We start from the raw sequence: 12,754 nt of genomic DNA on the forward strand, positions 1-12,754 counted from the left end.
TCGAGACCCTGGCGCTGATCGCCGCCAGAGGCCAGGTGTGCGTGTGCACCAAGCCCCTCACGACGGGGCCTGGCGCGCCGGCGGCAGAGAGTGCGTGGAGATGGCGTCATACAGCCCCGAGGCCGTGCGTGCAGCACCTGCCCAGCGCCCTGAAAGCCTGCCCCAGACGCTGCCCCGGCCCGCCCTGTGCGTCTTCCACCCCAGTGTGGGGGACTTTGGCCACGAGCGCCGCAGCCGCGGCGGCGGGCGCGCAGGGCGTTCCGTTTGATTCTTTTTTGCAGGACTTCCCTACCATGTCTGATCTATCCCTCCAGCAATTTCTGGGCCACATCGCCCAACGCAACCCCGGCCAGCCCGAGTTCCAGCAGGCGGCCACCGAAGTGTTCGAGAGCCTGTGGCCCTTCATCAGCAAGCACCCGCAATACGCCGAGCACAACCTGCTGGAGCGCCTGGCCGAGCCCGAGCGCGTCATCATGTTCCGCGTCTGCTGGGTGGACGACGCGGGCAAGGTGCAGGTCAACCGCGGCTACCGCATCCAGCACAGCATGGCCATCGGCCCCTACAAGGGCGGCCTGCGCTTTCACCCCTCGGTCAACCTCTCGGTGCTCAAATTCCTGGCCTTTGAGCAGACCTTCAAGAACGCGCTGACCACGCTGCCCATGGGCGGCGGCAAGGGCGGCTCGGACTTCGACCCCAAGGGCAAGAGCCAGGGCGAGATCATGCGTTTCTGCCAGGCCTTTGCCGCCGAGCTGTTCCGCCACGTCGGCGCCGACACCGACGTGCCCGCCGGCGACATCGGCGTGGGCGGGCGTGAGATCGGCTACATCGCCGGCTACATCAAAAAGCTCACCAACCGCGCCGACTGCGTGCTCACCGGCAAGCCGCTGAACCTGGGCGGCTCGCTGATCCGCCCCGAGGCCACCGGCTACGGCACCGTGTACTTTGCCGAGGCCATGCTCAACGAGGCGCGCAACTCCTTCCAGGGCATGAAAGTGGCCGTCTCCGGCTCGGGCAACGTGGCGCAGTACGCCATCGAAAAAGCCATGGCCCTGGGCGCCACCGTCGTCACCTGCTCGGACTCCAACGGCACCGTCTATGACCCCGCCGGCTTCTCGCCCGAAAAGCTCGCCATCCTGATGGACATCAAGAACGTGCAGTACGGCCGCGTCAAGGACTACGCCGCCAAGGTCGGCGCCGAGTACATCGAAGGCAAGCGCCCCTGGCACATCCCGGCCGAAGTCGCCCTGCCCTGCGCCACGCAAAACGAGCTGGACGAGAGTGACGCCAAGACGCTGATTGCCAACGGCGTGGTCTGCGTGGCCGAAGGCGCCAACATGCCCTGCACCATCGAAGCGGCCAAGGCGTTTGAAGCCGCTGGCGTGCTGTTCGCGCCCGGCAAGGCCAGCAACGCCGGCGGCGTGGCCACCTCCGGCCTGGAGATGAGCCAGAACGCCATGCGCCTGGCCTGGACGCGCCAGGAAGTGGACCAGCGCCTGTTTGGCATCATGCAAAGCATCCACCAGGCCTGCCTGCAATACGGCCGCCGCGCCGACGGCAAGGTCAGCTACATCGACGGCGCCAACATCGCCGGCTTCGTCAAGGTGGCCGACGCCATGCTGGCCCAGGGCGTGGTCTGAGCCCGCTCTGCCGCAGCGCGGCGCGCTGTGGCACAACAGGAGCCCCATACCGATGGCGGACATCCAGCACAACGGCCTGCTCGACAGGCCGTTTTTCATTCTCACCGGGCCCACGGCCAGCGGCAAATCCGCCCTGGCCCTGGCCCTGGCGCAGGCGCTGGCGCCCACGCAGCGGCTGGAGATCGTCAGCGTCGATTCGGCGCTGGTCTACCAGGGCATGGACATCGGCACGGCCAAGCCCACGCGGGCCGAGCGCGCCCAGGCGCCGCACCACCTGATCGACATCCGCGCGCCGCAGCACAGCTACAGCGTGGCCGAGTTCCTGCGCGATTGCCGCCAGTGCATCGACGAGATCCTGGCGCGCGGCGCCTTCCCGCTGCTGGTGGGCGGCACGCTGATGTACCTGCAGGCCCTGCTGCACGGCCTGGACGCCCTGCCCCCGGCCAATGCCGCCGTGCGCGCCGAGCTGGAGGCGCGCGCGCAGCGCCAGGGCTGGCCGGCGCTGCATGCCTGGCTGGCCCAGGTCGATCCGCCCACGGCCGCGCGCCTGGCGCCGCGCGACGCCCAGCGCATCCAGCGCGCGCTGGAGGTCTGGCAGCTCACTGGCCAGCCGCTGTCGCAGCTGCAGCAGCGCGCCGGGCAGGCGCAGCCCGCCCTGGCAGGCTGGATCGCGCAGCGCATGCTGTCGGTGGAGCCGGCCGAGCGCGCCTGGCTGCACCAGCGCATCACGCAACGCTTTGCGCAGATGCTGCAGGACGGTTTTCTGGACGAAGTGCGCGCGTTGCGCGCCAACCCGCTGCTGCACGCGCAGCTGCCAGCCATGCGCGCCGTGGGCTATCGCCAGGCCTGGCAGATGCTCGACGGCCAGCTGCCGGCCGACACCTGGGTGGCGCAGGCCGAAGCCGCCACGCGCCAGCTGGCCAAGCGGCAAATGACCTGGCTGCGCAGCATGCCCAGCCGCCAGGTGCTGCACAGCGACCAGCTCACCGCCGAGCAACTGCTGCTGCAAGCCCTGCCTCGCCTGCAGCGCGCCATCTCCAGCGCCGCCGATTTGCCATGATGGGGCCCGGTTTGGTTGAAATCACCGCCAACACAGGTGACAATCGCGCTCTTGCGCGCAGCGGCCTGTGCTGCTGCGCTGTTTTTGTGTCCTTTGATTTTTCATTGCCTTGGGTACTTCGATGCTGAACCTGAAAAAACTCTTGCTCGCCCCCGTCGTTGCTTCTTTGCTGGTGGCCCACGGCCACGCCCAGACCACTGGCGAGGCCGCCAAGGCCGGCGCCAGCGCAGGCACCATCGTCGTGGGCCTGGACGACAACTTCCCGCCCATGGGCTTTCGTGACGAGAAAAACGAGATCGTCGGCTTTGACATCGACATGGCCCGCGAAGTGGCCAAGCGCATGAACGTCAAGGCCGAGTTCCGCCCCATCGACTGGGGCGCCAAGGAGGCCGAGCTCAACAGCAAGCGCGTGGACGTGCTCTGGAACGGCCTGACCATCACCGAGGAGCGCAAAAAGCACATCGGCTTTACCGCCCCCTACATGGAAAACCACCAGATCATCGTCGTGGGCGCCAAGTCCGACATCACCAACAAGGCCGGCCTGGCCGGCAAGGTGGTGGGCGCGCAGGAAGGCAGCAGCGCCGTCGAGGCCATCAACAAGGAAGCGGACGTGGCCAAGAGCTTCAAGCAGCTCAAGACCTTTGCCGACAACATCACCGCGCTGATGGACTTGGGCACAGGCCGCCTCGATGCGGTGGTGGTCGATGAGGTCGTGGGCCGCTACTACGTGGCCAAGCGCGCCAATGATTTCCGCGTGCTGGAAGAGAACTTCGGCACCGAGGACTACGGCGTGGGCATGCGCAAGGGCGACGCCGAACTGCTGCAAAAGGTCGACGCCACGCTGGCCGAGATGAAGAAGGACGGCACGGCGCAGAAGATCTCCGAGAAGTGGTTCGGCGCCAACGTCATCAAGTAAGCCGCGCTGGCAGCGGCGGGCGCGCCACGTCCGATGCTCGCCCGCTGCCGCACACCCACCGCTTTTCGCGCCTTGCGCCGCCTGTTGGCGGCGCGGCGTGAAAAGCGGCTTCTTTTTGGGCCTGGCTGGCACCGCATGGCAGCGGCAGCCGGGCCCCTGCGGCCCCGCTGCCGCCCCCTCTTGCCCCTTTGTCATGAACTACGTCCTCTCGATGCTGCCGGCCCTGTGGGACGGCCTGCAGGTGACGCTGACGCTGTTTGCCATCACCCTGTCGCTGGCCATTCCGCTGGGACTGCTGCTGGCACTGGCGCGCGTCTCGCGCCTGGGGCCGCTGAGCGCATTGGTCAACGGCTACATCTGGCTGATGCGCGGCACGCCGCTGCTGCTGCAGATCTTTTTCATCTACTTCGCGTTGCCGGGCATGGGCATCACCCTGCCGGACTTTCCCACCGCCGTCGTGGCCTTCGTGCTGAACTACGCGGCCTATTTCGCCGAAATCTTTCGCTCGGGCATCCAGTCGGTCGATCGCGGCCAGTACGAGGGCGCCAAGGTGCTGGGGCTGAGCTACACCCAGACCATGCGCCGCATCGTGCTGCCGCAGATGGTGCGCCACATCCTGCCGCCGATGAGCAACGAGACCATCACCCTGGTCAAGGACACCTCGCTGATCTACGTGCTGGCGCTCAACGATCTGCTGCGCGCGGCGCGCCTGATCGTGCAGCGCGACTTCAACACCACTGCCTTCGTGGTGGCCGCCGTCTTCTACCTGCTGATGACCTTGGTGCTGACCTGGCTGTTCCAGCGCCTGGAGCGACACTATGCCCGCTACGACCAGTAAGCCCCAGCCCCAGACCATGATCCGCGCCCAGGGCCTGGGCAAATCCTTCGGCGCGCAGCGCGTGCTCGACGGCGTGTCGCTGGACCTGGCCCAAGGCGAGGTGGTGGCCGTCATCGGCCCCTCGGGCTCGGGCAAGAGCACGTTTTTGCGCTGCCTGAACCACCTCGAAACCATCGACGCGGGCAGCATCCACGTGGACGGCCAGGCCCTGGCCGAGACCGACGCGGCCACCGGCCAGGTGCGCTACGCGCCCGATGCGCAGCTGCGCCGCATCTGCCGCAAGATGGGCATGGTGTTCCAGAGCTTCAACCTGTTTCCGCACATGACGGTGCTGGAAAACATCATCGAGGCGCCCATGACCGTCAAGGGCCTGGCGCGCGATGCGGCCATCGCCCAGGCCGAGGCGCTGCTGACCAAGGTCGGCCTGCTGGCCAAGCGCGACAGCTACCCCGGCAGGCTCTCGGGCGGGCAAAAGCAGCGCGTGGCCATCGCCCGCGCGCTGGCCATGGAGCCGCAGATCATGCTGTTCGACGAACCCACTTCGGCGCTGGACCCGGAGCTCACCGTCGAAGTGCTGCGCACCATGCGCGCCCTGGCGCAGGAGCGCATGACCATGCTGGTGGTGACGCACGAAATGGGCTTTGCGCGCGAAGTGGCCGGCCGCGTGGTCTTCATGGACCAGGGCCAGATCCTGGAGAACGCCCCCTCGGCGCAATTCTTCGCCAACCCGCAGCACGAGCGCAGCCGGGCCTTTTTGTGCCAGATGCTGTAGGAATCTGTGCAAAGCCTTGGCTTTGAACAGATTCCTGCCCGCAGGCCCATTGCCCAGATTCACCCACCATCCCAAGGCTCAAAGCGCAGCTGCCGCAGCCGGGCGCGGTGCTGGGCATAGTCGGGCTGGATGCGCTCGACCCAGGCCCAAAAGCGCGGGCCGTGGTTCATCTCGTGCAGGTGCGCCAACTCGTGCACCAGCACGTAATCGAACAGCTGCGGCGCGCACTGCGCCAGCCGCCAATGCAGGCGGATGTCGCCGCGGGCGCTGGCGCTGCCCCAGCGGGTCTGGGCATTGGTCAGCGCCAGACGGCGGGGGGCCACCCCCAGCAGTGGCGCGAAATGCGCGCAGCGCTGTTGCAGTTGCGCCATGGCCTGCGCGCGCAGCCAGCGCTGGGCCGCCTGGGCGATGGCGCTGGCGCTGGCATCACGGCGCAGCGGCAGGTGCAACAGCTGCCCGGCCTGGCAAGCCTCATTGCCCTCTTGCCTGGCATGGCCCAACCAGGCGGCGCGCCCGGCAATGCGCGCGCCGCTGGCCAATGCCACAGGCTGGGCCAGCGGCTGCAGCAGTGCGCGCCGCCCAGCCAGGCCCAGGGCAATGCGCAGCAGCTGGCCTTGCCAGACCAGGCCGCAGCCCTCGGCCCAGACCGCCGCTGCGCCAGCGCCCAGAGGGCCGTCTTGCCCCATCTTCTGCAAGGCCTGCCATTGGCCGATGAGCCAGCGCGCCCGCCCTTGCAGGATGGCTTCGAGCTGCGCCGCCCCCAGCCAGTGCGGCGCGCGCACCTGCAAGCCCAGCGCGCTCACGCGCATGCCCACGCTGCGCCGCTTCGCGCCTTGCCAGTGGTAGGCCACGCGCAGCGTCTGGCCGCCATGCTGCAGCACGACGTGGCGGTTGGCCTGCGGGTGCCGCCACAGCGCGCTGGCCGCGCTCGCGGGCTGTTGCGACTGGGTTTGGGGCAGCGCCAGCTCAGCCTGCTGCATCGGACGCGCCCTGCCCAGTCGGAGCCTGGTCTTGGGCCGGATAGGCCTGCGGATCAATGCGGCGCATCTCGGTCTCGATCCATTGCTGCACCTCGGCCATGACCTGCGGCGCGCTCTTGCCCTCGGTACTGATGGGCGCTCCGATGGACACATCCACCGTGCCGGGGTACTTGACGATGGCGCGCGGCGCCCAGCAACGCGCCGAGGCCACGGCCACCGGCACCACCAGCGCGCCCGTGTCCACCGCCAGCCGCGCGCCGCTGGACTTGTAATCGCCGGCCTGGCCGCGCGGCACGCGCGTGCCTTCGGGGAACATGATGACCCAGTTGCCCAGCGCCATGACCCGCTGGCCCTGGGCCAGCACCTTGCGCAAGGAGCGGATGCCCTGCTCGCGGTCGATGTGCACCATGTCCATGCGGCCAATGCCCCAGCCGAAGAAAGGGATGGCCAGCAACTCCTTCTTGAAAACGTAGGACAGCACGACGTGGCGCAGCACCAGCGGCATCAAGAAGGTCTCGTAAGTGGACTGGTGCTTGGCCAGCACCACGACCTTGGGCGTCTGGCCCTGGGCCTTGTCGTAGGCCGGCAGGTGCTCCAGGCCGCGCACGCGGTGGTCGATGCCCAGCAGCCAGCGGGCGCTGCGCACGCACACGTCCAGCCAGGCCACGCCAATGCGGTAAATGGGCTCGCCGCGCACGAACAGCGCCACCGCCAGCAGCGCCAGGGCATAGGGCACCATGCTGGCGCCCATGAGCAGCAGGTGCAGCCAGGAGCGCAACGCGGCCCAGGCATAGGCCAGGCCGCGCGGGCGCGCGGGCAACAGGGGACGGTGTTCATTGGGGGGCGGCAAGGGGGCTGGCATGCGAGAGCTGGGTCAAAATTGACGGGCAAACGCTAGGGGTTGTTGAGATTTAGCGTTGCGGCAGTGTTTTCCGCAACCGCTGCGTTGAAAATGCTTGCAAGGCGTCCGGGCCTTGCGCGCGTTTCCGCCTTGCATCTGCGGCTTTTGTCTCGAAAAACCGCTTCGCAAACCCAATCTCAACAACCCCTAGCGCCTGCTCATCCGGTCTGAGAGTTTTGCAGGAACGGGGTGTGCTGCAGTGCGTGCAGCGCCGTGTCCACGATGCGCGGCGCGGTGCGGCCCAGATCGAGCTGATCCGGCCTGAGCAGCCACAGCTTGACCAAGCCGAACACCAGGGATTTGAGGTACACCGCCGCCAACGCGATGTCCAGCGTCTGCGGCAGGCGCTGCTGCTGCACGCACAGGCGCAGCGCGCTGTGGATTTGCTCGCGCCACATGTCCTGATAGCGATCCATCACGCCCAAAATGGCGGCATTGTCCTCGGTGTGCTCGCACTTGAGATAGAGAATGCGGCAAAACTTGTGGTGCTGCGCATTGTGCTCGATGCGCTCGAAGTTGTTCAGCAGCGCCTGGCGCAGGCTTTGCAGCATGTCCGGCGCCTGGTTGCGGATGTCCTCTGCCAGGCTGTGGCTGAGATCTTCAAAAATGTGCTGGAACAGCGCATCGAACAAGTCCTCCTTGTTCTTGAAGTGCCAGTACAGCGCGCCGCGCGTCACGCCGGCGCACTGTGCAATTTCATTGAGCGAGGCGCGCGAGACGCCGCGCTGGTCGAACACGTCCAGCGCGGCGCGCATCAGCTGGTCGCGGGTTTCCTGGGCCTGGGCTTTGGTTCTGCGCATGTCGGGAGTTTCAAAACGCGGGGGATCTGCGACCGCCCTGGCAGAGCCATGCTGCGAGGTCTTCGGGCCGTTGCGAGGCGGGATTATAAATTCATCCGTGTATGTATATTTTGAGCAAAGCCGTATTGGATGATTTAAACATCCATTCATGCATGTATATAATCGCACGCTCGCAAGGCTGGCTCACGACGGCCCACGGCGGGCCAAAGCCTTCCAGCGACCTGACAGCACAGGCCTTGCCGCAGCCCCACTCCATCGCACACGCCAACAAGAACAGGATTTGCACATGGCGACTTCTCTGACACAGTTTCATGCCGCTGTGCGGCGCGCATGCTGGGCGGCGCTGGCCGCCGCCGGTACTTTGGGCCTGAGCGCCTGCAGCGACAGCCAGGCCAATGACGCGCCAGCGCAGCAGCAACAGCAGCAGGCCAAGGGCGAGCAGCCACAGCAGGCCCCATTGCCCGAGGTGCGCGTGGTGACGGTGCGCTCGCAGTCGGTGGGCACCCGTGCCGAGCTGCCCGGTCGCCTGGCCGCGCACCGCGTGGCCGATGTGCGCCCGCGCGTGGGCGGCATCGTGCAAAAGCGTTTGTTCAAGGAGGGCAGCTACGTCAAGGCCGGGCAGGCGCTGTACCAGCTCGATGACGCGCCCTACGTGGCGGCGCTGGAGAGCGCCCGCGCGCAACTGGCCTCGGCCCAGGCGGCGCTGGCCAAGGCCAAGGCGGATTTGCAGCGTTACAAGCCGCTGGCGGCGGCCAATGCCATCAGCCAGCAGGAGTACGACTCGGCCGTGGCCACGCAACGCTCGGCCCAGGCCAGCGTGAAGGCGGCCCAGGCGGCAATCAAGTCGGCGCAGATCAATGTGAACTATTCGCGCATCACGGCGCCGATTTCGGGCTACATCGGCCAGTCCTACGTCTCCGAAGGGGCGCTGGTGACGGCCGGTGACGCCAACAAGCTGGCCACCATCCAGCAAACCCACCCGATGTACGTGAACGTGACGCAGTCGGCCAACGAGGTGATGCAGCTCAAGCAGGACGTTGCCGATGGCAAGCGCCAATTGGTCGATGGCGCGGTGCAGGTGGGCATCAAGTTTGAAAACGGCAAGGAGTACCCGCACAAGGGCCGCTTGCTGTTTGCCGATTTGACGGTCAATGAATCGACCGGCCAGGTCACGCTGCGCGCGGAAGTCCCCAACCCCGACAACGTGCTGCTGCCCGGCCTGTACGTGCGCGTGGGCCTGCCCCAGGGCGACATCGGCAATGCCTTTCTGGTGCCGCAGCAGGCCATCACGCGCGGCAAGCAGGATGTGGCGCTGATCGTCGATGCGCAAGGCCAGATGCAGCCGCGCATGGTGACGGTGGGCGGCCAGCAGGGCGCGTATTGGATCGTCACCGGCGGCCTCAACGAGGGCGACAAGGTGGTTGTCGATGGCGCCATGATTGCGGGCATGAGCGGCGCCCGGCAGGTGCAAACGCGCGAGTGGACGCCCCCTGGCGCGGCGGCGGCCTCTGGCACAGCCCCCGGCGCAGCCCCGGCTGGCGCAGATGCGGCGGCCAAGCCCGGCGCGACCGCGCAGTAAACAGGCCATAGCGCCCCGTCCAGAACCAGGAGCTTGCATGGCCCAGTTTTTCATCAATCGCCCCATTTTTGCGTGGGTGATTTCGATTTTCATCGTCATCGCCGGCGTGATCGGCATCCGCAACCTGCCGGTGTCGCAATACCCGGCCGTGGGCGCGCCCACCATCACCTTGTCGGCCGCCTATCCCGGCGCTTCGGCGCAGGTGATGGAGGACAGCGTGCTGGCCGTGATCGAGCGCAACATGAACGGCCTGGAAGGGCTGGATTACATGAGCACCAGCGCCACGGCGGACGGCACGGGCTCGGTCAGCCTGACCTTCACGCCCGAGACCGACGAAGACCTGGCGCAGGTGAGCGTGCAAAACAAGCTCTCCGAGGTCACGGCCCTGCTGCCCGCCACCGTGCAGCAAAACGGCGTGCGGGTGAGCAAGTCGCGCTCGAACTTTTTGATGGTGCTGATGATGTCCTCGCAAACCATGGGCAGCGAGGAGGTCTCCGACTACATCGAGCGCAACATCAAGCCAGCCATCCAGCGCATCGACGGCGTGGGCGAGGCGCGGCTGTTTGGCTCCGAGCGGGCCATGCGCGTCTGGGTCGATCCGGCCAAGCTGCAGAACTACAACCTCTCGTTTGCCAACGTGACGGCGGCCATCGGCGCGCAGAACGCGCAGATTTCCGCTGGCGCCATTGGCGAGCAGCCCGTGGCCCAGGGCCAGGCCATCACGGCCACCGTGTCCGTGGATGGGCAACTGCGCACGCCCGATCAGTTCGGCAACATCATCTTGCGCTCCACCACGGGCGGGGCCAATGTGTATTTGAAGGACGTGGCGCGCATCGAGCTGGGCAGCCAGAGTTATGGCTCATCCACCACCCTCAACGGCCAATCGGCCGTGGGCATGGCGGTGATGCTCTCGAGCAGCGGCAATGCCATGGCCACGGCCGAGGCGGTGCGCGCGAAGATGGCCGAGCTGCAAAAGTTCTTCCCCGCCGATCTGCAATGGTCGGCCCCGTATGACACCTCCACCTTCGTCAAGCTCTCCATCGAGGCGGTGGTCAAGACCTTGCTCGAAGCCATCGTGCTGGTGTTCATCGTGATGTTCATCTTCCTGCAGAACATCCGCTACACGCTGATTCCCACCATCGTCGTGCCCATCTCGCTGATGGGGGCGTTTGCGGGCATTTGGTATCTGGGCCTGTCCATCAACGTGCTGACCATGTTTGCCATGGTGCTGGTGATCGGCATCGTGGTGGACGACGCCATCGTGGTGGTGGAAAACGTCGAGCGCATCATGAGCGAGGAGGGGCTGCCGCCCCTGCAGGCCACGCGCAAGGCCATGGGCCAGATCTCCGGCGCGGTGATCGGCATCACGGCGGTGCTGATCTCGGTGTTCGTGCCGCTGGCCATGTTCAGCGGCGCCACGGGCAACATCTACCGCCAGTTCGCGCTGACCATGGCGCTGGCCATTGCCTTCTCGGCCTTTCTGGCGCTGTCGCTCACGCCGGCGCTGGCAGCCACCTTGCTCAAGCCCGTGGCCAAGGGCCACCACATGGAAAAACGCGGCTTTTTCGGTTGGTTCAACCGCAACTTCAGCAAGCTCAACCGCGGCTATGAAGGCGTGGTGGCGCGGCTGCTGCGCCGCTCGGCCAGCCTGATGGTGGTGTATTTGGCGCTGGCCGCTGGCGCGGCATGGATGTTCACGCGCCTGCCCACCTCCTTCCTGCCCGAGGAAGACCAGGGCTCTCTGATGATGATCGTGCAACTGCCCTCGGGCGCGACCAAGGAGCGCACCGACGCCACGCTGGCCGTGGCCAGCCAGATCGCCAACAAGCTGCCGGAAGTGCAAAGCTTTGTGGGCGTCTCCGGCTTCAGCTTCGCAGGCGCGGCGCAAAACACCGGCATGGGCTTTCTGACCCTGACGGACTGGCAGCAGCGCACCGCGCCGGGCAGCGACGCCGCCTCGGTGGCAGGCAAGTTCACCGGCGCGCTGATGGGCAGCGTCAGCGATGGCTTTGCGCTGGTCATCAACCCGCCGGCCATCTTCGAGCTGGGCAACAGCTCGGGCTTTGAGATGTACCTGCAAGACCGCAGCAACGCCGGCCACGAGGCCCTGCTGGCCAAGCGCAATGAGCTGCTGGGCAAACTGCGCCAGAACCCCATGTTCGACCCCAGCCAAACGCGCGCCTCCGGCCTGGAGGATGCGCCGCAGGTGAAGATCGAGATCAACCGCGAGGCCGCCGCCGCGCAGGGCATCGACTTCGCCAGCATCCGCAGCGTGCTGGCCACGGCGCTGGGCTCGTCCTACGTCAATGACTTCCCCAACAACGGCCGCTTGCAGCGCGTCATCGTGCAGGCCGAAGCCACGGCGCGCATGCAGCCCGAGGACATCCTGATGCTGACCGTGCCCAACAGCGCCGGCCAGGCCGTGCCGCTGAGCACCATCGCCAGCGCCAGTTGGCAAAAGGGCATGCAGCAAAGCGTGCGCTTTAACGGCTATCCGGCCATGAAGCTCGAAGGCGCGGCGCGGCCCGGCTCGGGCTATTCCTCGGGCGATTTGATGGCCGAGGTGCAGCGCCTGGTCGACGAAATGCCCGGCTTCAGCCTGGAGTGGGCCGGCCAATCGCGCGAGGAGGCCAAGGGCAGCACGCAAACCCTGCTGCTGTACGGCTTTGCCATCCTGGCCGTGTTCCTGGCGCTGGCCGCTTTGTATGAGAGCTGGTCCATCCCGCTGGCGGTGATCCTGGTGGTGCCGCTGGGCTTTCTGGGCGTGGTGCTGGGCGCGCTGGGGCGCAACTGGTTCAACGCCCAGCTCTTTGGCCTGCCAGGGGCCTACCTCAACGACATTTACTTCCAGGTCGGCCTGATCACGGTCATTGGCCTGTCGGCCAAGAACGCCATCCTCATCATCGAGTTCGCCAAGGACTTGCAGCAAGCCGGCCGCAGCGCGCTGGAGGCCGCGCTGGAAGCGGCGCACCTGCGCTTTAGGCCCATTTTGATGACCTCGCTGGCCTTCATCCTGGGCGTGGTGCCGCTGTACCTGGCCAGCGGCGCCAGCGCCGCCAGCCAGCGCGCCATCGGCACGCCCGTGCTGTGGGGCATGCTGGTGGGCACCTTGCTGTCGGTGTTCTTCGTGCCGATGTTCTACGTCGTCGTGCGCAAGCTCTTCAAGGGTGGCAAGCCGCGCGCCGGCACGGATGGGGGCCAGGCCGTGGTGGCCGATGCCGCCGCCACACAGCGCACGCCCCATGCCGCCTGACCGAGAGGAGAATGCCCC

At 66.8% G+C, this 12,754-nt stretch carries 10 protein-coding genes; 7 read left to right on the forward strand and 3 right to left on the reverse strand.

Annotated elements, in window-relative coordinates; all coding sequences use genetic code 11:
- The first annotated feature begins 293 nt into the window (after positions 1 to 293).
- The 5 genes from gdhA to CK625_RS06215 all read left to right on the forward strand — a co-directional run bounded on the left by gdhA (position 294) and on the right by CK625_RS06215 (position 5,223).
- The gene (gene gdhA / locus CK625_RS06195) at positions 294 to 1,637 is read left to right on the forward strand and encodes an NADP-specific glutamate dehydrogenase (protein WP_095539445.1); all 1,344 of its coding nucleotides are present in this window, start codon (positions 294 to 296) and stop codon (positions 1,635 to 1,637) included.
- Positions 1,638 to 1,689: 52 nt separating this feature from the next.
- On the forward strand, positions 1,690 to 2,697 hold the full coding sequence (gene miaA, locus CK625_RS06200; RefSeq protein WP_095539446.1) for a tRNA (adenosine(37)-N6)-dimethylallyltransferase MiaA: 1,008 nt from the start codon (positions 1,690 to 1,692) through the stop codon (positions 2,695 to 2,697).
- 130 nt (positions 2,698 to 2,827) lie between these two features.
- Entirely contained in the window at positions 2,828 to 3,613 is a 786-nt protein-coding gene (locus CK625_RS06205; RefSeq protein ID WP_238945561.1) for an amino acid ABC transporter substrate-binding protein, read from the forward strand.
- 193 nt (positions 3,614 to 3,806) lie between these two features.
- Complete coding sequence (locus tag CK625_RS06210) at positions 3,807 to 4,451, forward strand: amino acid ABC transporter permease (protein ID WP_095539676.1); 645 nt, start codon at positions 3,807 to 3,809, stop codon at positions 4,449 to 4,451.
- Between the two features lie 16 nt (positions 4,452 to 4,467).
- Entirely contained in the window at positions 4,468 to 5,223 is a 756-nt protein-coding gene (locus tag CK625_RS06215; RefSeq protein WP_095539448.1) for an amino acid ABC transporter ATP-binding protein, read from the forward strand.
- Between the two features lie 59 nt (positions 5,224 to 5,282).
- On the opposite strand, the gene CK625_RS06220 is transcribed toward CK625_RS06215, so the two are convergent.
- From CK625_RS06220 to CK625_RS06230, 3 genes are all read right to left on the reverse strand, one after another.
- The gene (locus CK625_RS06220; RefSeq protein ID WP_095539449.1) at positions 5,283 to 6,203 is read right to left on the reverse strand and encodes a M48 family metallopeptidase; all 921 of its coding nucleotides are present in this window, start codon (positions 6,201 to 6,203) and stop codon (positions 5,283 to 5,285) included.
- The gene (locus CK625_RS06225) at positions 6,190 to 7,065 is read right to left on the reverse strand and encodes a lysophospholipid acyltransferase family protein (protein WP_095539450.1); all 876 of its coding nucleotides are present in this window, start codon (positions 7,063 to 7,065) and stop codon (positions 6,190 to 6,192) included. The genes CK625_RS06220 and CK625_RS06225 overlap by 14 nt, the downstream gene beginning before the upstream one ends.
- Positions 7,066 to 7,262: 197 nt before the next feature.
- Positions 7,263 to 7,904: a TetR family transcriptional regulator gene (locus CK625_RS06230; protein WP_095539451.1), complete on the reverse strand. Its 642-nt coding sequence runs from the start codon at positions 7,902 to 7,904 to the stop codon at positions 7,263 to 7,265.
- Between the two features lie 286 nt (positions 7,905 to 8,190).
- Here CK625_RS06230 and CK625_RS06235 point away from each other — a divergent pair, with 286 nt between their 5' ends.
- The gene (locus CK625_RS06235) at positions 8,191 to 9,483 is read left to right on the forward strand and encodes an efflux RND transporter periplasmic adaptor subunit (protein ID WP_095539452.1); all 1,293 of its coding nucleotides are present in this window, start codon (positions 8,191 to 8,193) and stop codon (positions 9,481 to 9,483) included.
- A 37-nt stretch (positions 9,484 to 9,520) separates the two neighbouring features.
- On the forward strand, positions 9,521 to 12,736 hold the full coding sequence (locus tag CK625_RS06240; protein WP_095539453.1) for an efflux RND transporter permease subunit: 3,216 nt from the start codon (positions 9,521 to 9,523) through the stop codon (positions 12,734 to 12,736).
- Positions 12,737 to 12,754 lie beyond the last annotated feature (18 nt).

The sequence above is a fragment of the Vandammella animalimorsus genome, assembly GCF_002285265.1.
GTDB lineage: Bacteria > Pseudomonadota > Gammaproteobacteria > Burkholderiales > Burkholderiaceae_C > Lampropedia.